The sequence below is a fragment of the Crateriforma conspicua genome, assembly GCF_007752935.1.
Taxonomy (GTDB): Bacteria; Planctomycetota; Planctomycetia; order Pirellulales; family Pirellulaceae; genus Crateriforma; species Crateriforma conspicua.
Map to the genome: position 1 here is coordinate 7,056,704 of NZ_CP036319.1, position 24,394 is coordinate 7,081,097.

At 60.0% G+C, this 24,394-nt stretch carries 17 protein-coding genes; 10 read left to right on the forward strand and 7 right to left on the reverse strand.

The features are described from left to right. Nucleotides 1–132: 132 nt before the first annotated feature. The gene (locus Mal65_RS25665; protein ID WP_145304294.1) at nucleotides 133–876 is read right to left on the reverse strand and encodes an SOS response-associated peptidase; all 744 of its coding nucleotides are present in this window, start codon (nucleotides 874–876) and stop codon (nucleotides 133–135) included. 339 nt (nucleotides 877–1,215) lie between these two features. On the opposite strand from Mal65_RS25665, the gene Mal65_RS25670 reads away from it, so the two are divergent. The 5 genes from Mal65_RS25670 to Mal65_RS25690 all read left to right on the forward strand — a co-directional run bounded on the left by Mal65_RS25670 (nucleotide 1,216) and on the right by Mal65_RS25690 (nucleotide 7,103). Then, nucleotides 1,216–2,940, forward strand: a complete 1,725-nt coding sequence (locus Mal65_RS25670; RefSeq protein WP_145305204.1) for a TrkH family potassium uptake protein — start codon at nucleotides 1,216–1,218, stop codon at nucleotides 2,938–2,940. A gap of 176 nt (nucleotides 2,941–3,116) precedes the next feature. Further along, on the forward strand, nucleotides 3,117–4,631 hold the full coding sequence (locus Mal65_RS25675) for an NfeD family protein (protein ID WP_196784449.1): 1,515 nt from the start codon (nucleotides 3,117–3,119) through the stop codon (nucleotides 4,629–4,631). A 10-nt stretch (nucleotides 4,632–4,641) separates the two neighbouring features. Next, a complete protein-coding gene (locus Mal65_RS25680) occupies nucleotides 4,642–5,286 on the forward strand; it encodes a hypothetical protein (protein WP_145304295.1) in 645 nt (214 codons plus the stop codon). Nucleotides 5,287–5,386: 100 nt separating this feature from the next. Continuing rightward, the gene (gene glyA / locus Mal65_RS25685) at nucleotides 5,387–6,652 is read left to right on the forward strand and encodes a serine hydroxymethyltransferase (protein ID WP_145304297.1); all 1,266 of its coding nucleotides are present in this window, start codon (nucleotides 5,387–5,389) and stop codon (nucleotides 6,650–6,652) included. Nucleotides 6,653–6,677: 25 nt separating this feature from the next. Next, nucleotides 6,678–7,103, forward strand: a complete 426-nt coding sequence (locus tag Mal65_RS25690) for a response regulator (protein WP_174820196.1) — start codon at nucleotides 6,678–6,680, stop codon at nucleotides 7,101–7,103. 68 nt (nucleotides 7,104–7,171) lie between these two features. On the opposite strand, the gene Mal65_RS25695 is transcribed toward Mal65_RS25690, so the two are convergent. Then, nucleotides 7,172–8,992: a response regulator gene (locus Mal65_RS25695; RefSeq protein ID WP_145304299.1), complete on the reverse strand. Its 1,821-nt coding sequence runs from the start codon at nucleotides 8,990–8,992 to the stop codon at nucleotides 7,172–7,174. A gap of 1,185 nt (nucleotides 8,993–10,177) precedes the next feature. Between Mal65_RS25695 and Mal65_RS25700 the strand changes: the two genes are divergently transcribed. Then, nucleotides 10,178–12,559 carry a hypothetical protein gene (locus Mal65_RS25700; RefSeq protein ID WP_145304300.1) on the forward strand — a complete coding sequence of 794 codons (2,382 nt, stop codon included), beginning with the start codon at nucleotides 10,178–10,180 and terminating at the stop codon, nucleotides 12,557–12,559. Between the two features lie 177 nt (nucleotides 12,560–12,736). Here the strand turns inward: Mal65_RS25700 and Mal65_RS25705 are convergent, their stop codons facing one another. Together Mal65_RS25705 and Mal65_RS25710 are read right to left on the reverse strand one after the other, a co-directional pair. After that, nucleotides 12,737–13,462, reverse strand: a complete 726-nt coding sequence (locus tag Mal65_RS25705) for a lecithin retinol acyltransferase family protein (RefSeq protein ID WP_145304302.1) — start codon at nucleotides 13,460–13,462, stop codon at nucleotides 12,737–12,739. Then, nucleotides 13,443–14,339: a hypothetical protein gene (locus Mal65_RS25710; protein ID WP_145304304.1), complete on the reverse strand. Its 897-nt coding sequence runs from the start codon at nucleotides 14,337–14,339 to the stop codon at nucleotides 13,443–13,445. Before Mal65_RS25710 ends, Mal65_RS25705 begins: the two co-directional genes overlap by 20 nt. Nucleotides 14,340–14,468: 129 nt before the next feature. Here Mal65_RS25710 and Mal65_RS25715 point away from each other — a divergent pair, with 129 nt between their 5' ends. From Mal65_RS25715 to Mal65_RS25725, 3 genes are all read left to right on the forward strand, one after another. Next, complete coding sequence (locus Mal65_RS25715; protein WP_145304306.1) at nucleotides 14,469–15,350, forward strand: hypothetical protein; 882 nt, start codon at nucleotides 14,469–14,471, stop codon at nucleotides 15,348–15,350. A gap of 63 nt (nucleotides 15,351–15,413) precedes the next feature. Beyond that, the gene (locus Mal65_RS25720) at nucleotides 15,414–16,205 is read left to right on the forward strand and encodes a single-strand selective monofunctional uracil-DNA glycosylase (protein ID WP_145304308.1); all 792 of its coding nucleotides are present in this window, start codon (nucleotides 15,414–15,416) and stop codon (nucleotides 16,203–16,205) included. 85 nt (nucleotides 16,206–16,290) lie between these two features. Next, on the forward strand, nucleotides 16,291–19,017 hold the full coding sequence (locus Mal65_RS25725) for a hypothetical protein (protein ID WP_145304310.1): 2,727 nt from the start codon (nucleotides 16,291–16,293) through the stop codon (nucleotides 19,015–19,017). A 7-nt stretch (nucleotides 19,018–19,024) separates the two neighbouring features. On the opposite strand, the gene Mal65_RS25730 is transcribed toward Mal65_RS25725, so the two are convergent. Next, nucleotides 19,025–19,402, reverse strand: a complete 378-nt coding sequence (locus tag Mal65_RS25730) for a DUF3127 domain-containing protein (RefSeq protein WP_145304311.1) — start codon at nucleotides 19,400–19,402, stop codon at nucleotides 19,025–19,027. 125 nt (nucleotides 19,403–19,527) lie between these two features. Continuing rightward, complete coding sequence (locus Mal65_RS25735; RefSeq protein ID WP_145304313.1) at nucleotides 19,528–20,445, reverse strand: alpha/beta hydrolase; 918 nt, start codon at nucleotides 20,443–20,445, stop codon at nucleotides 19,528–19,530. A gap of 343 nt (nucleotides 20,446–20,788) precedes the next feature. On the opposite strand from Mal65_RS25735, the gene Mal65_RS25740 reads away from it, so the two are divergent. Beyond that, complete coding sequence (locus Mal65_RS25740; protein WP_145304315.1) at nucleotides 20,789–23,047, forward strand: RNA polymerase sigma factor; 2,259 nt, start codon at nucleotides 20,789–20,791, stop codon at nucleotides 23,045–23,047. Here the strand turns inward: Mal65_RS25740 and Mal65_RS25745 are convergent, their stop codons facing one another. Beyond that, entirely contained in the window at nucleotides 23,048–24,376 is a 1,329-nt protein-coding gene (locus tag Mal65_RS25745) for a hypothetical protein (RefSeq protein WP_145304317.1), read from the reverse strand. It lies immediately after the preceding gene. Nucleotides 24,377–24,394 lie beyond the last annotated feature (18 nt).

Genomic DNA, 24,394 nt, shown 5'->3' on the forward strand with positions numbered 1-24,394 from the left:
GGATCCGAGCGGGGGCATTAACGTTGTCACCATCGTCCCCCGCGTGCGATCGTTTATAACGCATTGGTGCGCGGTCGACCGAAAGAGTGGAAAAACGCGCCGCCGGTCGCCATCACCCACCCGCGCCGTCGATCAAGGGTCCGCGTCGACCGGTTCCAGACAAGCGGCGTCGTTGTTGCGTGCGTTGTTCACCCGCCGGGACACCGCGGTCAATTCAAAGAAGCTTTCCTCCGGTGCAACCAACAGTTCTTTCAACGCATCGGTATCGCGAAAGTTCGGGTCCAACCAACGTGTGTAATCCTCGGGCATCAACACGACAGGCATGCGATCGTGAATTCGGCCGGTCACCGCGTTGGGACGCGTGGTCAGGATCGTACAACTTTCGATCAGATCACCGGTCGCCTGGCGGTTACGTTCACACAGACCGGCAAAGGCAAAGACCGCGTCGTCATGCCGGTGGGCCAGGAACGGTTGCTTCCCGTCGGTTTGCTTTTTCCATTCGATGTAACCGTCGGCGGGAATCAGACAGCGTCGCTGGGCAAAGGCTTTTTTGAACGACGGTTTCTCGTCCACCGTTTCGCTGCGGGCGTTGATCATCCGCGCGGCCATCGACAGGTCTTTGGCCCAGGGCGGCAACAATCCCCATCGGTACCGGGCATGGCGTCGTGGTCCGCCGGCTTCGTCCTGGACCACCGCGTCGATGATCTGGGTGGGGGCGATGTTGTAGCGTGGCTTCCACGAGTCCGAAGACGCAGTCGCGGTGGGTTCCGGGCTGGATGCTTCGGGTTCGCCGTCTGGATCGACTGCGTCCGGGTCGATCAGAAACAGTTGGCACCAAGCGGCCGGAGGTGTCCGAAGCGTGAAACGTCCGCACATAAAAACAATCCGGGAAAACGGGCCGGGCGTTAGCAAAGTCGTCGCGTCCAGCCCCGATTGCTGATCCGAACAACGGGACGAGCAATCCGTCCAGCATTTCGATGATCACGCGTGGACTTCGCTGCTGTCGCGCGGCCATTGTTGCAAAACGCGTCGGTCGGCGTGCAACAAGTGGTGCAAAACGCAAAGGCGATGCGGGCAGCCGACTCGCCTCGCTCGTCGGCCTCCCGCACCGCCGGGAATGCCGCGGAAATCTCGGCCAGATTCCTACCAAGGCAACCGGGGAAAGCCGCACATCGGCGGTTCATCAGGTCGAACCATCCCGTGGCAAGGTCACCGATGTTGCAACGGGTGTGCCAGGGCGGGCGGCTCGCCGTCGGGCGGGACAGGTTTGCGGGGAACGCGGCAGAGCTTAGAACCATTGCTGGCGGGGATGGTTCGGACGTCGCTGCAGCCACCGGAGAAGCCTTGAACTTTCAGTTATTGTTCCGCGTCTTGGGCACGATCAGCTTGTTGATCGGCGCCTCGATGACTTTCAGTTTGCCGTTCTCGTTGCCCGCGTTGGCCGACCGGACGCATTTGCCGGCCGCGTCGCAGGTCGAATGGCGTGCGGTTTACGCCTTGCTGGGCAGCATGGGCATTTGCTTTCTGGTCGGCGGGATCCTGCGGTTGTGCGGCCGCAAGCATCGTGGCGGGCCGCTGTATCAAAAGGAAGCGATGGCGATCGTCGGGCTGTCGTGGGTGATGGCGACGGTCCTGGGTGCCCTGCCCTTTTATCTCAGCCGCACCCAGATCGCCGACGACGATCCGATCACCTTCATTGAAGCGATGTTCGAGTCCCAGTCGGGGTTCAGCACGACCGGCGCGACGGTGCTGACGAATTTGGAAGACCCCGACATGGTGCCCCACTGCATTTTGTTTTGGCGGTCATGGACTCACTTCTTGGGCGGTCTGGGAATCGTCGTTTTGTTCGTCGCGATCCTGGGCCAAGGGTCCGCTGGTAAAGCGATGATGCGGGCGGAAATGCCGGGACCGACCAAGGAAGGCAGCATGCCGCGGATGCAACACACCGCGTTGATCTTTGCCGCGATCTACATCGGTCTGAATGCCGTGTTGACGGTGGTTTACATGGCCGAAGGCATGTCGTTGTTCGACGGGTTGTGTCACGCCTTTGGCACGATGGCGACGGGCGGTTTCAGCACGTACAACGCCAGTTTGGGCGGATTCCAAAGCCCGCTGATCGAATACACGACGATCGTCTTCATGGTCATCGCGGGGACGAATTTTACGTTGCTGTATTTGACAATGATCGGCGGCCCACGGCGGTTGTTGCACGACGTGGAATTTCGCACTTACATGTTGATCATCGGCGGCGTCACGTTGGCGGTGATCTTCTTCGGCATGCGGGCGGCCGACCCGGGATTTGAAAACGTCGCCACGTCATTGCGTAACGGCATGTTCCAAGTCGTGTCGGTGTTGACGACGACCGGATACGGCACCGCGGACTTTGACCAGTGGAACAACTTTGGCCGCGGCATTTTGTTGTTGCTGATGTTCGTCGGCGGTTGTGCCGGCAGCACGGGCGGCGGCATGAAGGTCATCCGGCACGTGCTGTTTTACAAAGTGCTGCGACAAGAGATCGAAAAAGCGCATCGGCCGCGGGTGGTGCGACCGCTGCGGGTGGGCGGCCAGACGGTCGATGACCCCGGATTGCCGCACAGCATCGTGGTCTATTTTTCGTTGATCTTGGCGATCTTTGTTTTCTCGTGGTTGTTGCTGATCACGTTCGAGCCCAACGAGACGTGGGGTGCCGCCGCGGCGGCCAGTGGCGACGGATTGGCGGCCCAAAGCACGCTGGACGAAAAGCTGTTGGACTGTGCCAGCGCGGTCGCCGCGACATTGAACAACATCGGCCCGGGACTGGGCGTTGTCGGGGCGACGCAAAACTATGCGGGGTTCAGCCAGGGTGCAAAATTGTTGTTCGTCTGGTTGATGATGCTGGGCCGTGTGGAAGTGTTCAGTGTGCTGGTCCTGGTCTTTCCGACGTTTTGGCGTCGGGTTTGACGCACGGTCGTCAACGACAGGAATCGGCCGATGGGTGACTTTACGACGATCGGTGCGCCCGATTTGACCGGCTTTGGTGCCCGGTTCGTACAATGACAACAAACGAACCGACCGGATTCACGCGATCCGGGCCGGGCAATTGCTGGCGGCTGGGCGGAACGATGCGACAGGCAACGATGAATCAAAACCGACGGGACACTTCGCCATGGACCGGGTGGCCGGTGCTGGCACTGGCAGCGGTCTGTGCGTTTTGGACAGCGGTGGCCGATGCAGCCGACCCGCCCCAGCGTCGCGCGGTGTCGATCCCTTTGCACGAAGACATCAACCCGCTGTCCGGTGCGATCTTTCAGCGCAAGTTCCAGAACGCGATCGACCAAGGAGTCGACGTGGTCATTTTGGACATCCAAAGCCCCGGCGGCTGGACGATGGTCACGCTGGAGATGATGGACACGCTGTTGGACGCCAAGGACGTGGAAACGGTCGCGTACATCGAAAAGGATGCGATCAGCGGTGCGGCGTTGTTCGCCTTGGCGGCCGACAAGATCATCATGCATCCGGGAGCGAGAATCGGTGACGCCGGTGAAATCGTCATGGGCGACGACGGCGCGTTTCGATACACCGAAGCGAAAAGCCGCAGCGTGTTGGCACAAAAAGCCCGCGACACGGCCAAGGCGACGGGGCGTCCGCCGACGTTGGCCGAAAAGATGACGCACAAGGACATGGTCGTGTACCGCGCGACCAACCGCGACGACGGCACCGTCGATTACTTCAGCGACCAAGAATGGGAAAGCCGCACCGACATCGAGCAATGGCAAAAGGGCAAGCCCGTTCGCGAAGCCGGCGCCGACATGTTCTTCGTCGCCAACGGAACGCGAGCGGTCGAACTGGGCATCGCCGACCAGACCGTTGAAAGCCGTGCCGAGCTGTACGACGTGTTGAACGTCAAAACGCCGGTGCCGGAAATGCAGCGGACGTCGATGGACACGGTGATCCTGGTTTTGAATTCCGGTTTCGTCGCATTCTTGTTGATCCTGCTGGGGCTGATCGCGCTGGGGTTCGAACTCAGTGCGCCGGGGCTGGGCGTCGGCGGGTTGGCCAGTCTGCTTTGTTTCGGTCTGTTTTTCTGGAGTCGATTTCTGGGCGGCACGGCCGGCTGGCTGGAAGTGACGCTGTTCGCGTGCGGGTTGATGTTCATCGCCGCGGAAGTCTTCGTCATTCCCGGTTTCGGCGTCGCAGGCATCAGCGGGCTGGTGCTGACACTGGGCAGTCTGGTGATGGCGTCCCGTCGATTCGTGTGGCCCGCCAACGCGGCGGAGATGGCCGATCTGGGCAACGACGTGTTGATCGTACTGGGGGCGTTCTTTGGTTTTTTGATCGCGTTGGTGGTGATGGCCAACTACATCAGCGACATCCCCGGGCTGAGCCGATTGACGCTGAAACCGCAACTGGTCCCCGATCCGGCAACCGCCGGCGGAATCGCACCGGCCGAATCATCCGCGCCGGCTTGGCAACGCATCGCGATCGGCACGGTCGGTCGATCGGTGTCGCCGCTACGGCCCAGCGGACGTGTCCAAGTCGGCGACGATTTTTTGGACGTCGTCACCGAGGGCGATTTTGTAGACCCCGACGTGTTGGTCAAAGTCGTCGCCAAGCAAGGCGCGCGGGTGGTCGTCCGCAGCATCGACGGCTGACCCGGTGGACATGCCCTTTCCCATTGCCAACCTTTCCGACCCGCCGCTGTCGATCCGTGCGTTGATCGTATTGGCGACGATCGCAGCGATGGCATGGTGGGATCTGCGTCGTGCCCGCCGGCGTGGCGAGCACGGGGGACGGTATGAAAGCCGGCGGTTGGTGTACCGGGGCGTCCTGGCGTGCGGGATCGCCGGAGCCTTTTTCGGTGTGCTGATGGATCAGGTCACCGTCAGTCTGTCGCCGGAGTATTTCCGCATCATGAAGGAGATCGATGCGTCGACGATGTGGGGCCTGCGGGCCGGGGCGGCCGATCTGGGCTTCGCCGCCGGACTGGTTCCCGGTCTGATCGCCGGCGTTTGTCTGACCGCCGCCGCCACGCTGGGGCGGGACGCGCCGGGGGTCGGGATCGGCGGCGTGCTGCGGATGCTGGGCGTCCCGCTGGTCATGTTCGTAGTCGCCGCCCCGGTGATGTACCACTTGCAGGCATCGCTGGACGTCAGCGGCTATCAGAGGGGCGGGTTGGTCGGCTTTGACGATGATGTCGTCCGCCGGATGGTCGGAGTGATGGGTGTTCACCAGGCCGCCTATCTGTCGGGATTCACGGGCACCGTTGCGGCGACGGTCTGGTTAAGAACCCGGGTTTCGCGACATTGACGGGTTAAGGCCGGCAATCGACAATCGGTTCGTCCAGTAGTGACGCCCCGCGTGGCGGTCCTCCATCCGTATCCCGAACTCCGTCCCACGATCAAACTTTATGAATTTGCTGCAGCAGCAAGATCCGCAAGTCTGGGAAGCCATCGAAGCCGAAGCGGTCCGCCAACAGGACGGCTTGGAAATGATTGCCAGCGAAAACTACACCAGCGTCGCGGTCATGCAGGCGGTCGGCAGCGTGTTGACCAACAAGTACGCCGAAGGCTACCCCGGACGTCGATACTACGGCGGTTGCCAGCATGTGGACGTCGTCGAAAATCTGGCCATCGATCGGGCCAAGGAATTGTTCGGGGCCGAAGCGGCCAACGTCCAGCCACACAGCGGATCACAAGCCAACGCGGCGGTGTACCTGAGTTGCCTGGATGTCGGCGACACCGTCCTGGGACTGGATTTGGCCCAGGGCGGGCACCTGACCCACGGCATGAAGCTGAACATCAGCGGCCGGCTGTACAACTTCATCAGCTACGGCGTGGATCGCGAAAACCACCGTTTGGATTTCGACCAAATCGCCTCGCTGGCCAAGGAACACAAGCCCAAGCTGATCGTGGCCGGTGCCAGCGCGTACCCGCGTGAAATCCCACACGACAAATTCAAACAAATCGCCGACGATGTCGGTGCCAAGTTGATGGTCGACATGGCCCACTATGCGGGTCTGGTCGCCGCCGGCATTCACAACAGCCCCGTGCCGTTTGCCGATTACGTCACCACGACGACGCACAAAACCCTGCGTGGCCCCCGCAGCGGTCTGATCATGTGCAAAGAAGAGCACCTGAAACTGGTCAACCGCAACGTGTTCCCCGGCACCCAAGGCGGTCCGCTGATGCACGTCGTCGCCGGCAAAGCGGTCTGCTTTGCCGAAGCTTTGGCGGATGATTTCAAGGTTTATGGCAAACGCATCATCGAAAACGCTCAGGCCTTGGCCGAAACCCTGACCGCCACCGGCATGCGGTTGGTCAGCGGCGGAACGGACAACCACCTGATGTTGGTCGACGTGACCACCGCCGGTCTGGGCGGCAAGAAGGCCGAAGCGGTGCTGGACGAATGCGGCATCACGGTCAACATGAACATGATCCCGTTTGACGAGCGGAAACCGATGGACCCGTCGGGGATCCGCATCGGCACCCCCGCCCTGACCACCCGCGGCATGGGACCGGACGAAATGCGTCGCATCGGCGGCTGGATCGATAAAGCCCTTCGCAACAGCGATGATGCGTCGGTCCATCAATCGATCCGCAGCGAAATCAAAGAACTGTGCGACAGCTTCCCCGTCCCCGCCGGTCGTGCAGCCGTGGCCGAAGTGGTCGGCTGATCCGTACCGGAAGGGAAAACGAAAAGTGAATCGGATTCTGATCGCCGACGACAATGCGGCGAACCGCGAATTGCTGGAAGCCTACTTGGTGGGCGTCGACTGTGACCTGGAAACCGCGGTCGACGGTGAAGACACGTTGGCCAAGGTCGCCGCGTTTGGGCCGGATTTGGTCCTGCTGGACGTGATGATGCCCAAGCTCAGCGGGTTCGAAGTGTGCCGCAAGATCAAAGACGATGCGGCCACCAGCGGCATCATGATCTTGATGGTCACGGCGCTGAACGAATTGGGCGACATCGAACGTGCGGTCGCCGCGGGGACGGACGACTTTCTGACCAAGCCGGTCAATAAAGTCGAACTGCTGAAACGTGTCGAAAACATGTTGAAGCTGAAGGACGTCAACGACGAACTGGAACGTCTTCGCCAGTACATCCAGCAAATGGAAACCCGCTAGGGGGCTGACTCAGATCGCGACATCGGTGGGCGAGACCACGCGGTCGTCCAAGACCGCCGCGGGGTGGATCAGCTGGCGCCGCTGGTTTCGTTCTGCTGCTTCTTTGCTTCGTCGGTTGCCGCGTCGCCGCATCCTTCGGCCAATTCCGGCTGGTTGGCCAACAGGATCGTCCGGACCACATCGATCAGCTGGTCCAGTCGGAACGGCTTGTACAGGACACCCTTGGGGTGCAGCCCGTTTTGCCGCGCCTTGACGATGCTGTGCCCCGGGTCGTAACCGAACCCCTGCATCAAAATCATCGGCACGCGATCCATCCGTTCGCCCAACCGCAACATCAGCTGGTAACCGCTGTAATCGGGCAACTGGATATCGCTGATCACCACGTCGTACGATTCGCCCGATCCCAGACCGCGAACCATCAGCACCGCTTCGTCGCCCTTGGACGCCGTTTCGACGATGCATCCGTATCGTTCCAGCAACTGGTGGGCGTCTTCGCGGACCTTTTCGTCGGCGTCGACGACCAACACGCGTTGCCCCCGCAGCACTTCGTCCTGTGGCGAACGCGATCCGGCCGGCACCGCTTCCAGCGGCGTCATCTTTTGACCGATCTGTTGGATCGTGCGTTTGATGTCGCGGGTGTTTTGCAGAATCCGACGCAGCCGATCGGCCATTTCGCCGCCGTGCCCGATGTAGTCCTCCATCAGGTTGACCGCGTCGTTCAAGATTTCGTCGACGGGCATCGCCACGGCACTGTGAATCGCGTCACAGCTTTGCTGGGCGGTGTTGGCTTTTTGAGCGACCAGCAATTCCAGCGTGTTCAGAGCCAGTGCGATGTCGCGGGCAAAGATTTCCAAGAACTGCAGATCCGTGTCGCCGAACGCATGGGGTTCGGGGCTTTCCACGTTCAGCGTGCCCAGCACTTGGTCGTGCAAGATCAGCGGGACCGTCAGCGAACTGCGGGATCCCTGCACGCCGGGAATGAACAGCGGATCGTTGACCACATCGGCACAGATGTAACTGACGCCCGTGGCCGCCACGTATCCCGTGATGCCGTTGCCCTGGGGATGAGCCAGCAATTTGCGGTCGGCCGCTTCTTGGTCGATGCCCACGCTTAACAAGGGCATCAGATTGCCGGTGGCATGTTCCAGCAGCCGAATTTCGATGAACTCGTAATTCAGCAAGTCGCTCAAGTAGTGCCGAATGTTGTCCTTCAGCAGCTCGATCCGCTCGTCGACTTCCATCATGAAAATTTCGGCGGGCCGAATGTCGGCCAATTCACGCCCGGCCTGGTGGATCGCAGCCAGCTTTTGCTGCTGCATGATTTCATCGGTGATGTCGCCGACGGTGACGATCAGCTGCTTGGTTGCATCCGGATAGTGGATCGGTGCCGCGTGGACCTGGAAATAGCGGTTGTCGGCCGTGTGCAGCGTGCTGTTGCTTTCATCGGCGATGGCCAGAGCCGTGTGGAACGGACAAAAATCCGGTCCCATGATTTCGGGTTCGCCCAACAGGGCATAGAAGTTCATCCCCATCGGGGTCTGCTCGTCCCGCCCGGCCCATTTCAACAGCCGGCGGTTGGCCCACAAGACGCGCATGTCCGCGTCCAACAGGGCGACGCCTTCGGGCATATCGCGCAACATCGCGCCTGATTGTGCGATACCGCGCACCTCGCCGATCTGGGGCAACTGGTCGCGAGCGATCCAAATGCCCACCACATCGCCGCATTCCAGTTCGTCAAACGCTTCGGAAGCGGAACGAACCGGTACCACATCCAGGCTGTCGTGCGTTGCCGGAGCCAGCGAGGGATCTCCGATGCAAATCAGCCTGGGCGTCGACGACTCTGGTCGCTGACCGCCGCGATCTGAATTCGACCCGTCGAATTGAGACATCGATCTTCCCCACCCGTGAAAACCGGAAATTGAATGGCAGGCATCGGAGCAGCGAACCAGGACACGTTCGTGTCCGTAGCAGCATCACCCGTCCGCGACGGCCCCATCCACCGCCTTCTGACGATGAAATCGTGCGCCCCTGGATTCGTTTCACCCCTGGTCGTCCGTCTTCTCCGGTGGGACCGGAATCGGCGTCAGAAATCGTCGCGAACGCCACCCCGAACCCACCGTTCCGGCCGAAACCGGGTCGATGAAACAGTCACCCCATCAGTGAACCGCGAATTGACTGACGCAATTCTCGGTCCACTTTCAAGGACGCGGATTTAGGCGAGACGTCCCCATTCTGATTCCAGTCGAAGAACGGCCATTCTTTGTTCGACAAAAACTAGCCCAAAGCGACACGACATAAAACAGTTATTTCGCCAGGTCTTTGCACGGCGGTGCTCAAGACTTGCCTGTGCGACCCGTGGCGATGGAGCCAACGTGAAAAAGCCACGCCCTAACGACCCGTGGCGGCAACCATCAAATCCTTAAGGGATAGCGGCACCTCCGGGCAGCCTTCTCAGAATTTTCTCGGCCCGCTGTCGCGGGTTGTCCCAGTCGCATCGGCAGGCTGGTTTTGCGGCTCTCGGCAGACTGGGCCTCGGCCGCAGACTGGGAAATCTTTAGCGGTTCACCGCGGTTTGTTAGACGCGATTACGCTTTGCCAGATTGACAGATTATCGGGTCGACAGCGTCATCGAATCGGCCCCTTCTGTTTTCCATTCGGGTGCCGTCAATTTGCGACAGCACGGCTGTATCGATGCAGCGGCGCCCGGAATCTCGTTGCGAGACTTTCGGCGGGTGACCGCCGGATCGGGACCGCAGCGAGGTGTGACGGGAGTCACGATAGCCACACCGACTTTGGGAATCCCGAGGCGGCGTCCGATCAGAATTAGCCTGATCAGGCGACCCTTGCACCCCAGATTAGCGTGTCCCCTCGGGAATGGCATGACAGGAAGAATCGCAGGTCGTTATTTCTTCCCTGAATCGCCCATTTTCGCTTGGCAAATCGTTGACACCCCCATGCCAATGAATAAGGTTACGACGCGGGTGGGGAATCCACCCAGAATACGCAGCCGTTAAAGTCCCCTCGTATTTCTTCTGTTGCCCCATGGGCTGTGAGACTTTTTGGAGGTCCTATTGATGAAAGCCTTTGTGCTGAAAAGCATTCTCGGCTCGGCCGCGGCGCTGATGTTCGCCGCTACTGCCGATGCTGGATGCGGTGATTGTGGCGGCTGCGACAGCGGTTCCGCCTGCACCGGCTCGGTCGCCGTTGCCGGTGCCGTCGACGGTGCTGTTGTTGCAGGTGGCGGCTCGGCCGGCGCTTGTGGCCCGACCGTTACGTACCAAACGCAAACCGTGATGCGTTCGCAGTACGTCACCGAGACCCGTATGGTCCCGACGACGACGTACCAGCGTCAAACGCAAACCCGCATGAAGACGGTTACGAAGAAGGTCGCTCGAGTGGAAACCCGCTCGCAAGACTACACCGTCAACGTGCCGCAAACTCAAACCCGTACCGAAACTTACGACGTTCAGGTTGCTGTTCCTTACACCGAGGAACAGGAATACACGGTTCAAGTTCCGGTCACCACGGAAGTGGAACAATCCTACGAAGTCACCGTGCCCTACACGGAAATGACCACGCAGGAATACACGGTTCAGGTGCCGAAGACCGAAGAGGTCGAGCAAACCTACACCGTTCAAGTTCCCTACCAAGAAACCAAGACTCGTACGTACACCGTGAACGTGCCGTACACCGAGCAAGTCGAACAGACTTACACGGTCCAAGTCCCGGTTCAAAAGACCCGTGAAGAAACCTACACGGTTCAGGTCCCTTACACCGAGCAAGTGGAACAGACCTACACGGTCAACGTTCCGGTGACCAAGACGCGTACCCAGACGTACCAAGTTTGCGTCCCGTACACCGAAACCGTCACCCAGTCTTACACGGTTCAGGTCCCTTACCAGCAAGTTCGCCAACAGACCTACATGGTCAACGTGCCTTACACCGAGTCGGTTGAACAAACCTATTCGGTTTCGGTTCCCTACACCGAGCAAGTCGAACAAAGCTACACCGTTCAGGTTCCTTACACTGAACAAGTGGAACAAACCTACACCGTCCAAGTCCCGGTTCAAGAAACCAAGACGGGCGTTCGCACCGAAACCAAGTGTGTTCCGGTTCAAACGACCAAGACCGTCACCAAGGACATGGGCAGCTACCAGTGCCAAGCCGTCGTCTCTGACGCCGGTGCCGGTTACGCTGGTGGTGTTGCAGCCGGCAGCGGCTGTGGCGGCGGATGCGGCGAAGCTGCAAGCAGCTGCGGCGGCGGATGTGGCGCAGCGGTCAGCAGCTGTGGCGGATGCGGCACTGCAGCCAGCAGCTGTGGTGGCGGATGCGGTGGAGTCGTCGGTGGCGGTGTCGCCGCTGGTGCTTCCTGCGGCCCGACGGTCACCTACCGTCAGGTCTACGTCCCGAACTTGGTCACCGAAGAAGTTCCGGTCACCACGTACCAACAACAAACCGTCGAAGTTCCTTACAGCTACACGGTCACCAACTACGTCACCGAAACCAAGAGCCGTATGGTTCCGGTTCAAAAGTGCCGTACCGAAACCCGTAGCCGCACGGTCAACGTGACCAAGTACCGCACCGAGCAAAAGACTCGTACGGTCCAAGTCCAAAAGACCCGTCAAGAAACTCGTACGCGTGACTACACCGTCACCCTGTGCAAGACCGAAACCCGCACCCGCGAAGTTCCGGTTCAACGCACTCGTATGGAAACTCGCACCCGCGAAGTTCCTTACACCGTGATGGAATCGCAACAACGCTCGCGTACGGTCAACGTGACCAAGTACCGTACCGAAACCCGCACTCGCAGCGTGCCTTACACCGAAATGACCACCGAGCAACGCTCGCGTACGGTTTCGGTGCAAAAGTGCCGTCAAGAAGAGCGGACTCAAGATTACACCGTCACCAACTATCGCACCGAAACCCGCACCAAGATGGTTCCGGTCACCAAGATGGTCACGGAAACTCGTACGCGTGAAGTTCCGGTCACCAAGACCCGTACCGAAACCCGTACTCGTATGGTTCCCCAAACGACGATGACGACCGAAACCCGCACGCGGACGGTTAACCTGACTCGGATGGAAACCCAACAGAAGACCCGCGAAGTTTCCTACACCGTCATGGTTCCGGAAACCCGCACCCGCACCTACAACGTCACCGTCTATGACGATGTGACCGAAGAAGTGCCGGAAACCTACAGCGTGTGTGTCCCCGTCACCACGATGAAGGAAGTCCAAGTTTCGGTCTGCAAGCAAGTTCCGACCACGGTTCAAGTCCCGGTCTACAGCAGCGGTGCCAGCTATGGCAGCAGCTACGACGCCGGTGCCGCCGCGGGTGGATGCAGCAGCTGCGGTTCGGCCGCTCCGGTTGTTGAAAGTGCCCCGGTCATGACCGAAGGTGCTGTCATCCAAGCCGCTCCGATGGCGACCGGTGCCGGTTGCACCAACTGCAACTGATCGCAGATGAAGATCATCAACGCCGACCCGCATCGGCGTTGATCAAAACCACGAACCCCGCATCAAAGATTCCCTTTGGTGCGGGGTTTCTCATTGCGCCGACGGCGAACCCTGACCACAACCTGCAAACGGCAATCGGCGGCGATCGATTCCGGGCCGAACCCGGTGGGGGGCCAGCTAAGGCTTCACCGCAACGGTTTTGACCACCGGACGACGCCGATCCGCCATCAAACGTCGACAGCCCATCGCACCCACCTCGCCGACAGCCCACATCCCACCGGCAGCCAACGCCGCCGCCGGGCCCGCCGCCACGCTGACCCCGACCGTGGTCGCCAAGTTCAATCCACGGCCGACACCACGCCGCAGACGTTGGTCACGCAAGCCCAGATGGCCGCCCACCGCTTCGGTTGCCCACTGTGCCGCATCCCCCAGCAACGTCGCCGGATGCAGCCGTCCGGTCAGACGCCCACGCACCAGATGCTTCGCCATCGACACCGCTGTCTTCGCGGCAACCGAACCGCCGCGTTCGACGATCGCATCGACCTGCCGACTTTCCCACCGCCCGGTCGATGCCCAACGGGCAAAGTGTTCGCAATTGCGGAACACCAAACAGTATTCGGCTTCACCCAAATGCTGCATCGCTCGGCCGACGATTAGATCACGCTGGGAATCCGATGCCGATTCGACGATGTGAATCTTGCTCTTGCCGCCGACGGTCAATCGATCCATCGGGGTGCGTCGGATGCGATGGTCCAGCCGACCGCCCCAGGGCCGAGCCGTGCTGTGGTCATCACCGCAGTAGTGCACCACCGTGCCGTCACCCATGTCGATCGCATGATGCTGGTACGGCACCACGCAATCGAACCGCCAAACAAAAAGATGGTCACCCTTGCTCATCGGCATCGTTTTCCTGTTCCGTTTGTTTCATCCGCCGATGATTCGGCGCCGCACCCATCATTCCACCCGCGACTTCGTTGTCCAGTCGCCCGGACAACGCGATCGCCGCCACCGATGTCGCGTACAGAACGGCAAAGGTCGCATAGTCACCCCAATAAATGCTGGACAATTCTGGGGGACGGCCGCCGACTTGTACCTGCAACCATGACAAGACGAACAGCGCCAGCACCGACCAGGCCGTCGCCGCCGCACCGCCACCGATCCAAGTGAACGCACGGGTGGCCAATACTGTCTTTCCGATCAAAACCGAAAAAATTGGCAACCAAATCCAGACAACGCACCATCCGGCCAAAACGTGCCGAATCGAAGTCCAATATTGGTCGGCCGGGACGCCGATTCGAATTCGCAGCGATCGCCCCAAATCGGCATCGGCCAGCAAAACATAAAAGGCACGCAGCGTGGTGATCATGATCGCAACCGCGGCGGTCAGTGCGACCAAATCGGCGATCCGATACTGCACGTCGACCGCCGCACGTGATTCACGTGGTCGCCAAGTGGGAACCCGCGTGAACCAAAACACGAAACTTTGGACGGCGGCCAGCCCGACCAGCGACGCGACGTACATCATCCAAGGCCGACCGCTTTGCATTGCCAGCACGCCCGCACATCCGCCGACCGCCGCCGCCACCATCGTCCAACGGGCCAGACCACGACGCCAACAAGACGACCACCAGACAAATCCGCTGAAGGCCCCATAATACAAACCGTTAACCATGACCAAGTATCGATCGCGGTCGCCGTCGGATTGCCATCGCGTCGAAGACGCATCGGAAACCAACCACCACGTCGACGCGGTGGCGATCAATGCGACGAACGCAAACATGCACCCCGTCCACCGTCCGGCCGATGGCCGTGGCGGTCCGTCGTCACCATCGTCCGGCGGGTCGGCCCGATCGGTTTTAGGATTGAAACTTCTTTGCATCGCCTTTCGTGACTCACCTGTTCAGCCGACATGGATGAAAGCGTCGAACCCGTCATCGCCCTGCTCGGTCATCCGATTGCCGGCAACCCCGCCCCGTTGGCGCTCAGCCGTGCCATCGCGGCACTCGGTTTGGATTGCCGGCTGCATTCATTTGACGTCACCCCCGACGATTTGCCCACAGCATTGTCGGGGCTGCGTGTCCTGGGATTCACCGGCGTCTGGCTGGACGACCGCCTGAGTCCCCACGCCGGTCGATGGGATTCCATTCAAGAAAACGACCCGCACCACGGTGGCGAACCTGCGAACGTCCAGCCACCTGGTCCTGATTCGCACGCCAACAATTCCGGCCCAGAGGACAAAGCGGGGACGGATCAACCGCCCAGCGATGCAATCGACATCGGTGCGATCACCGACCAAGCCACTCGATCGATCGCGACGCGATGCGATTGCCTCTGGCGGTGCGACGACACACCGGACCAACTGGTGGGTGCCAATCGCAAGCGTCTGTTTTTTCGCGAATGCATGGCGGTCGCCCTTCGGCAATGTGACGACGCGGCCAACAGCATCTGGGTCATCCACCATCACCAGCGGCACTTGGATGACCCCGCGTCGAACCAACGTTTACCGCAAAGCCGTGTGATCGTCCTTCCGGATTGGTCATCCACCGGCGACGCGATCGTTTCACGCCTGAACGCCGATGCCTGGCCCGAACCGACCGAACCCACTGTGGTGTTTGACCTTTCCCGGCAAGGCCATCCCGAATCGGACACGCTTCGCAAACGTGGCTATGAATTGATCGGCTGGACCGAGGCGTTGGTCGGATCGTTGAACGCTTGCTTGCAAATCTGGACCGGTCGCCAGGGGTCCAGTGAAATCATGTTCGAAGCGATCGAAGAATACCTGGGCGTCTAACCCTTGGATGCCAAAGCGTCGACCTTGCCCGGCCACCTTTTCCACCCACCTTTTGATTTGACGATGCCACGGACCAACGCCCGCAGCCGCGCCCTGATCGATGCCGCCGACCGGCTTCGTGATGCAGTCGACCGGTTGAATTTCGCACCCCCGGTGACCCACATCTACAATCCTTTGCGTTACGCTTGGAAGTCGCACCAAGCCTATTTACGAATGGCCCCCAAGGGTGATGTCAATGCGGTGTTTTTGGGGATGAACCCGGGACCCTGGGGCATGGCCCAAACCGGCGTACCGTTCGGAGAGATCCAGTTGGTCAAAGATTTTTTGAAGATCAACGAACCGGTCGATCGTCCGACGCTTGAAAACCCCAAGCGTCCCGTCGAAGGCTTCGACTGTCCCCGCAGCGAAGTCAGCGGTCGACGTCTATGGGGATACTTCCGCGACCAATTTCAAACCGCCCAGCGGTTCTTTGACGAACACTTTGTGACCAACTATTGCCCGCTGGTCTTCATGGAATCGGGCGGCCGTAATCGAACCCCTGACAAGCTGCCGGTCGGCGAACGGTTACCGCTGCAGCAATGTTGTGACCAGCACCTGCGCGAGGTCTTGGACATCCTGCGGCCCCGTTACGTCGTCGCGGTCGGCACGTTCGCCGAAGCCTGCGTGAAACGGTGTCGCGACGATCTCGCAAAATCAGACGTATCCAAAGGTTCCGATTCCGCGACCCCTTGGTCATTGGTTCGGATCTTACACCCCAGCCCCGCATCACCGGCGGCCAACCGAGACTGGGCGGGCACCGTCCATCGTCAACTTTGCGAGGCGGCCGTCCTGGACGGCAAAGAACACACGACCTGATCCGGCGCAACGTTTCCGAAATCGCGATCGTTGCCGCCGTCAGACTTTTCAAATTCTGATCTCATAACGGGCAACCTAAGACGCGATGAATCAACGCAAATCGATCGCCAATGCGCTTCTGTTTGTCGCTTTGACCGTGACGGCGCTGGTCGTGGTCAACCTGCCCCATCGCTACGTCGACCGAGATCCCCAGTGGATGCGGCGCGGGACCAGCAACGACTTGCTGCCACTTCAATCCCCGCGGCCCAGAATCATGGCCGGGTGGCCGGTCCGTTATCTGATCCAACACGAAAGCTACGATAAGTCCCGCACGCGCTGGTGGTCCCTTGCCGCGTTGTCGACCGACATCGCCGTCGTCTTGGCAATGGCCGCATTGGTGGGCGGATTCACTTGGTATCGACACCGCGCGATGATCCGTTCGGATGATCCCCGTCGCTTGCGTCGACGCTTGGACCGGATCATGGTCGCCGGAATTTTAGTATTCATCGGCATCTGTGCCGCACGAACCGGATGGACCAGTTACCAACACCATCGTGTGGCCCAAGGGGTTTTTGCCAAGGGCGGCGACTGTTACCGATCCTGCATCTTGCCCGAAACCATCGCCCAGCGGATTCCCAGCGGGTTCTTGCCACTGTTCCGCCGCGTCATTGCCGTCGACGTCATCGCGCCCGACGATCCACTGGTTCGACAAATCACCCGGTTGCCGACGTTACGGACGTTGGACATCAGCGGCGAAACTTACGACCAAAGCCTGCTGGGACAGTTGGCCGGTCATCACGAATTGTCCGCCATCCGTTTGCGACGAAACGACCTGCGCCCCGAATCGATGGTCTTCCTGCAAACGTTGCCCCAGTTGCAACAGCTTGACTTTCAAAAGTGCAATGTCGGGCACGAACACCTGTTGCCCCTGCGTCGTTTGAACGAATTGGTGCGGCTGAACTTTTCACGCACGCCATTGCGATTGGAAACGGTTTCCAATTTCCTTGCCCTGCCGCAGCGCATTGAGGTCCTGGAACTGTCCCGGCCCCCGATCGGTCAAACCGACAGCCTGGTCATCGACGGTTGGGATTCGCTGCGACGCATCAAAATCGATCGCGATCGTACCGTCCGGAATCACACGCCGCTGCGATTGGTCATTCGCAACTGCCCCAACCTTCGCAAATTGGATCTGGATCGTTTTCAAAAGTATGACCTGGATTTTGAAAACCTGCCGCGACTGGCCGCGTTTGGTGAAGAAATCGGCGACCTGTTCATTTACATCAAAGTCCATGATTCCATTCCCGACATGACTTGGGTGCGAAACTTAAGGCTGAAAGACGTTCCATCACTGGAACACATTTCGTGTAGCGCACTGAATCTACAGTCGCTGAAAATCGAAGGCCTGACGTCGATCAAGTCTCTGGAACTTGGCGGTCAGATCGTCACCGGTTTCGGCATGCTGACTCCGCAACCGATCGCCAAAGAACGACGTCAACGCATGATCGATGACTTGGGTCGGTGTGAAGGTCCGTCGCGACTGTGCTTTGAAGGCATGTCGCTTTCGGATCTCGACCTACAACCGCTGAACCAAAACCAGGGCATCCGATCGCTGGACTTTGCTCGATCGGACATCACGTTTGCTCAGGTGCAATCTCTTGCGCCCATGGGCGAACGCTTGGACGAGATTCTGTTGGATCGCTGTCCGCTGGAAAAGAAAGATTTGTCTTGGATGCTGAAGACGTTCCCCAAGGCTCAATCCATTGGCGTCAATCTTTACGATTCGTCCGACATTCGCATCGTGTCCAACGACCAACTGGAACTGATGATGACCTCCGTCATCGACAAACCACGCCAGGTCACCATCGTGGACGCCCCTAAACTGCGATCGTCCTTGCTGATGCTGGATTCGCCACGCAAGTTGGACATTCGCAACGCGCCGTCATTGCAGGGCGTTGCCGTCGGTGGTGTCTGGCCCAAAGATTGTCGATTCAAAGGTCTTCGGAAACTACGCTGGTTCGCCGGCGGCGGTCCCACGCTTTCCAACGATGTGTTCGATCAACTGCTGGATTGTCGACGACTGGACGAATTGACTTTGGCCTATTCGGGTATCAGCAAGGACCGCTTGCGAAAGGTCGGCCTGTTCCGACAACTGACGGTTTTGAACGTTCCCGGATCCGACGTCGATGACGATGTCGCTGATCACTGGCATGGCATCGAACGGATCCAGCACTTGGATCTAAGTGACACTGAAATCGGTCACCGAACGCTGCGCTGGGCGACTGGATTGCCCAATCTGCGGAGCCTGTCGATCAACGGCGTTTCGCTGGACAAACGGTCCAGCCGGCTGTTGTCCAACCTGGGTGACCTCCAATACATCCACGTCGGTGACACCGACGCCAACGTCGGCGATTTGATCCCCACGCTGCACGGTGCGGTCGTCATGATGCTGGACGTTTCCGGACTGACGCTGACCGATGAATTGATCGATGCCGCCATCGATGCGAAAGTGTTGAAGCGAATCCGCATCAATCGGTGCGATGTGACGCAGGAACAACTTCAACGGCTGGTGGACGGATCGCGACCGGACCTCCGAATCGACATCGATCCCGGTCATCCGGCCCTCAGCGACCAACTGGCCGCTTTCATTAATGAACGAAATCGCCTTGCGGGCCGACCGTTCCAGCTTGATCCGTCCGAAGCAGCGTTGGCATCGCTGGCACAGACCGAAGGACTGCAGCGACGCTGGTTGACCAGCCGTCGCGCGTCATTTGAAGCCTTCACGCGTCCGGGAAAGATCGACACCGAACGCTTGCGGCAAATACTCAATCGCTAGCGACGGCTCAGAATGGCGCGTCTTCGTCGTCGGCCGCTTCGCTGAACGCCGAATTGGCGTCTTCCACCGCATCGCCGGTCACGCCGCCGTAGCCCGACAGGACTTTGTACGACATCGCTTCCAGACTTAGGAAATACTTCACGTCACTGTTGCTGTCACGCTGCCATTTGCGACCGCTCAGCCGATACGACACTTCGACTTCGTCGCCCAAATTCATTTCATCGACCGTGTCACAGCCGTCTTTGATGAATTCGACCGGGATGTAATTGGTGAATCCACCCTTTTCTTGTTCCAAGACGACCAGACGTTTGCGGAAGCCTTTCTGACCGTACGTCTTGGTCTCTTCGATCACGTGGACGACTCCACGAACCGTCGAATCACTCATCAATTCTCTCGCTGGTTCCGTTGGCGATTTTCTCTAGCAAAGGGGCAGGATTATAGCGTCGAAACTTCCAACGCACGATGGCCAATCCCCCGCCATCGAAGCACCCTGCACCGTCACCATTTTGATCAGGGGCACCGCTGGCGGACGAATTCGCCGATTTCATCAATCGCCTGTTGGTGATTGTCGAAACAAGCCGCGAAGTGAACGAATCCGTGCAGCGTTCCCATAAAGTGCGAATGGGTGACGTCCACGTCGGCCGATTCCATGGCCGACGCCAAATTCGTGCCCTCGTCACACAACACGTCGTATTGTGCGGTGATCAAAAACGTCGGCGGCATGCCCGCAACATCCATCTGCAACAGATCGATCGGCCATGTGTCATCGTTCTGGATCGCATCGACATAGCAATCCCAGAACCAACGCATGTCCGCCCGCGTCAGCCCGTATCCTTCGGCGCACCGCAAATACGACTTGGTGTCAAAATTCGGGGAAACCACCGGATAGACCAAAATCTGGCCGCACACCAGCGGCCCGCCGCGGCGTCTGGCCACCGCCGAAACGCTGGCGGCCAAGTGGCCACCGGCACTGTCACCCCCGACGAACAACCGCGTGACATCCAAACCATGATCCGACGCATGGTCGCTGAAATATTGCAGGGCGGCAAAACAGGATTCCGCGGCCGACGGAAAACGGTGTTCCGGGGCCAGCGGGTAATCCACGCTGATCACGACCGCATCGGCCGCCACGGTCAACCGACGACACATCGCATCGTGCGTGTCCAAGTCACCCATGACCCATCCGCCGCCGTGGAACCACAAGATCGCCGGCAAATCCGGTTGGTCCGACGGCCGATACAGACGCACCCGGAGGTTGTCGGGGATGACCAAGTTTTCCACGCGATGCACCGGCGGTCCGATCCCGAAAATCTGGCCCATGCCGGCAAACGCCTCGCGGGCCGCTTCGGGTCCGACGTCTTGCCAGGCGGGACGTTCGACGGCGGACATCGACGCGATGAACGCTTCGGCTTGTGGATCAAGAGTCATCAAATTTCTCTTCGGGTCCCTGTCGTGATGCCGTCGTCCGGCCCGACGCACGGATCCGGCGTCTGGCCGATCGATCACCCTGAACGGATGTCGGCGGGTGTCGATGACCAGTATGCCAGAACCGCAAAAAACTTGCGAATTCACGCCGTCCCCTGTCCAATCGACCGTTGACGTTTGGTTCACCCGGACCACCACGCCACGCTAGCGAACCGTCCGTCAACGCTCGGCGTGAATCGGCTTTTCCAAGAATTTCGACTTTTCGGCGCGCCGTTCTTCGTTCACCCCAGACTTACCCGGTGAACAACTTGTCCGTCGCATCGCTGTGAACCCGCTGGCATCTCCGATGAGCACAATCGAAACCGGAACCTCGCCGGTGCGCTTCGATGACCTGACCGACGCCGATCTGTTGGACGCGTGGGTCAGCGATCGGAATCACCAAGCGATGGATGCGTTGTTTCACCGTTACGCGGCCGTCGTTTATCAAGTCTGTCTACGTCACTGCCGGTCCCACTGTGACGCCGAAGACGCCATGCAGATGACGTTCTTTTATCTAGCAAAGTCCGCGGGCAGCATTCGCAAACCCGAGTACTTGCCGGGATGGTTACATCGTGTCGCCCAGCGGTCCAGTTTGGCCACCATGAAATCTCATTCCGATCGACCCTTGGACGATGCCGACGTCCCGTCACGCCCCGATGACCCGTTCCAGCGGCTGACGCGTCGGCACGAAGCCTTGGTTTTGGACGAAGAACTGTCGGATCTGCCGGCACGGTATCGCACGGCGCTGGTGCTGCATTTGATGGACCGGCACAGCATCGCGGCCATCGCCGACCGAATGCAGACGACGACGGGATCGGTCCGCGGATGGATCCAACGTGGCAAACAACGGTTGGCCAAACGATTGCGACATCGCGGTGTCGTGCCGGTCGTCGCGGTGGCCACCGTCACATCGTGGGCACGCGACGCCGCCGCGGCGACCGCCGAACTGGACCTCGATTCGCCCCCAGTTGACCCGCCCGATTGGGACCACCCGCCGTCCGAATCGGACTTCTCTTCCCTCGAAACGCTCCTCCAATCCGGTCAATCGATCATGACATCCACCCTCATCAAAACCTCCGCTCTCGCGGCTCTCGCCACCGTCGCCCTCGGTCTGACCACGCTCAGTGTCGGACAGCCCGCCCACGACGGAACATCGACCAGCATCCAAGGATTGCCGCCATCAAACCAAATCCCCGTCGCCCTGGCTCAAGGCGACGATGCCGATCAGGGAATGGAAATGGAAGATGCCTATGGGATGGGGATGGAAGGAGGCTATGGGGCGATGCAGGAGGAAGACGATGGCATGGGCGGGATGGGCGGCATGATGGGTGGCTACGAATCGTCCATCAAGCGACGCAAACCCGGTTCACTTGCCGGCACCACGACCTATCGTCCGCCGTCGACCGTGGTCGACCTGTCCAGTGAAGATTCGCCCCTGGTCGTACAGATCCGCCAAGCTCTGGATCGATCGATCGACTGGAACGGTTTGGACAGCCTAAAAAATCTGCCACGATTTTTGGGCCAAGAGATCAACGTACCGGTCTTGCTGGACGACAACGGCCTAGGCATCGCCGGCGTTTCACCCGACCACGCCCTCCGCCGCCCCGAATCGTCCCAAGACCACGTGCGGACGGGATTGCGAGTCATCCTGCGGCCCCTGGGACTACGCGCCGAAATTCAAGACGACGGGTTGGTCATCACCGCCGACATGAATCAACTGACCCGCCAAGGGATCGCCACCGACCGCTGGCTGGATACTTCGGGTGAACAAGCCGATCGGCTGGACCAAATCTTGGATTCCAAGATCACGGTCCAATACATTGAGACTCCGGTGCAAGAAGTTGCCATGGACTTGGCACGTGAACTCGGCTTCCCGATCGTGCTGGACCTGCGCGCCATGGAGGAACTCGGGCTCTCGTCCGACATGCCGGTGACCTTCATGGGCAAAGACCTGTCGGCCCGTTCGGTGCTTTCCGCCATGCTAAAGCCACTGGACATGACTTACACCTACGCCGATGAAACACTGACCCTGACCACCGTCGATGCAAATCCGGAAAGACTACGGATCTATTACCTGGAAGGCCTGGGGATCAACCCGGGCGATCCGTCCGGCTTGATCGAACTGATCCAAGCCACCATCGAACCTGAACATTGGGAATCCATGGGCGGCACCGGCACGATCGTCCCCTTGCCCAGCTCCGGTGCACTCGGTCGTCCGGGACTGGTCGTCAACGCACCCGATTCGATCCACCACCGCATCGAACAAATGCTTGCCGGCCTGCGACGCAGTGACCAACCAGCCGCCCTGCCCAATTCACCGATGATCGATGACACCGCCGCGACACGGCCCACGCCACGTCCGCAAGCCGATCCATCGCAGTCTGACGCACCGCCAGCCGACACAACTCAAGGCGCCCGAGCACGGCGTCCCCAGCCCAAACCCGACCCGTTCGGCAACGACTCGGGTGCGGACGATCCGTTCGGCCCCAACCACGCAAACAACGATCCCTTCGGCGGCCCGGCCGGCCAGAACGATCCCTTCGGAAGCAAACCGTTCGGCAACTAGTCACCGCGATCGCGGGCCAGACGCCGTCAACTCTTCCAACCCCAGCCGATACGTCTGCTGTCGCTGGCCGGTCCAGCGATCCGAAACGCTTTTGACAATGCCACGCACCTGGTCATCGATCGGGTGCTGTCGGCACAACCGGTCGATCAAAGCGATTTGATACCGCGACTGGGGATACACCGGAACGCCCCGGCGATCCAGCGACCATGCGGACATGTCCAACGTCCGCCATCGATCGCCATCGGAATCGGATTCCAAATGACGACTCACCGACGCCGGCAATCGAGTCGTGGCCGTCTGGTGGAACTGCACTTCCAGTCGACTGGTGTGTGGCGAATACAGTGACCAAGAAAGCCAGTGGTCCCAGTATCCCGATCGCTCGGACAACGGCATCAACAACGCAGCCACCAAGACCAAACGGACCACCACGCCGGCCCACCCATCCGTTGTCGGTCGGTGACCCGATGCGTCCGCCTGATCATCCACGTCATCGTTTGCTTCGTCGCGCGTCCGGCCGTCAAACCATCCCGGACGGACAAACAAACACCACGCTTGAACGATCAGCAAAACGTTCCACAACACCACCCCGCGACTGTGCGCCAGCCCCAACGGCCCCAGCACCAACAACAGCACGCCGTGCATGCCCATCGCGGCAATCCCCGCCGCCCTGCGTGTCCAGGGCATCCATAACCCGATCGCGATCAGCAGTTCGCCCGCCGGCAATGCCAACGCCAAGCGAGGCCGAATGCTTTCAAGCAAAGATTCCGGATCACCGCCCACGGTGGACCACAGATTCGTCACCAAGTCGGCGCCGACGGTGTGCGCGAACTGGAAATCAAACTTGCCCGCGGCGCTGTACAGATACACGCTGGACGCCAGCGCAATCAGCCAAGACTTGGACCGCCGCACGTCCATCGTGGCAAACACCAGCGCGTACAAGGCCGCCTGATAGGCCCACGGCTGTAACCGATGCTGATCGATGACAAACAATACGATCCACCCACCGGCGACGATCCACCATCGTCGATCAGCCGTCATCATCGGTGCCATCGCGGGCACGTCGGTGCCGACGCCACGGACAGTCGGTCGCACCAAGATCCACCCCAACGTGATCAACACACCGATCGTGGACAGTAAACTAATCCATGCGGCGGTCGCCCAGGAAATTCGGACAAAGCCGACCATCGGATAATCAGGCGATCCCCAGGGAATCCACAACCGCCACGTGGCGACCAGCAACACGATCGACCCGATCGCCCAGACGCCACGTAATCCCACCGCCAACCGCGGCGGGCCGCCCCGCCATCGATCACCCTCTTGATCGCTCAACGTTGAAACACCCAAAGA

Coding starts and splice junctions, on each gene's coding strand:
- Mal65_RS25665 (WP_145304294.1), bottom strand. CDS start 876: ATGTGCGGACGTTTCACGCTTCGGACACCTCCGGCCGCTTGGTGCCAA.
- Mal65_RS25670 (WP_145305204.1), top strand. CDS start 1,216: ATGTTGCAACGGGTGTGCCAGGGCGGGCGGCTCGCCGTCGGGCGGGAC.
- Mal65_RS25675 (WP_196784449.1), top strand. CDS start 3,117: ATGAATCAAAACCGACGGGACACTTCGCCATGGACCGGGTGGCCGGTG.
- Mal65_RS25680 (WP_145304295.1), top strand. CDS start 4,642: ATGCCCTTTCCCATTGCCAACCTTTCCGACCCGCCGCTGTCGATCCGT.
- glyA (WP_145304297.1), top strand. CDS start 5,387: ATGAATTTGCTGCAGCAGCAAGATCCGCAAGTCTGGGAAGCCATCGAA.
- Mal65_RS25695 (WP_145304299.1), bottom strand. CDS start 8,992: ATGTCTCAATTCGACGGGTCGAATTCAGATCGCGGCGGTCAGCGACCA.
- Mal65_RS25700 (WP_145304300.1), top strand. CDS start 10,178: ATGAAAGCCTTTGTGCTGAAAAGCATTCTCGGCTCGGCCGCGGCGCTG.
- Mal65_RS25705 (WP_145304302.1), bottom strand. CDS start 13,462: ATGCCGATGAGCAAGGGTGACCATCTTTTTGTTTGGCGGTTCGATTGC.
- Mal65_RS25710 (WP_145304304.1), bottom strand. CDS start 14,339: ATGTTTGCGTTCGTCGCATTGATCGCCACCGCGTCGACGTGGTGGTTG.
- Mal65_RS25715 (WP_145304306.1), top strand. CDS start 14,469: ATGGATGAAAGCGTCGAACCCGTCATCGCCCTGCTCGGTCATCCGATT.
- Mal65_RS25720 (WP_145304308.1), top strand. CDS start 15,414: ATGCCACGGACCAACGCCCGCAGCCGCGCCCTGATCGATGCCGCCGAC.
- Mal65_RS25725 (WP_145304310.1), top strand. CDS start 16,291: ATGAATCAACGCAAATCGATCGCCAATGCGCTTCTGTTTGTCGCTTTG.
- Mal65_RS25730 (WP_145304311.1), bottom strand. CDS start 19,402: ATGAGTGATTCGACGGTTCGTGGAGTCGTCCACGTGATCGAAGAGACC.
- Mal65_RS25735 (WP_145304313.1), bottom strand. CDS start 20,445: ATGACTCTTGATCCACAAGCCGAAGCGTTCATCGCGTCGATGTCCGCC.
- Mal65_RS25740 (WP_145304315.1), top strand. CDS start 20,789: ATGAGCACAATCGAAACCGGAACCTCGCCGGTGCGCTTCGATGACCTG.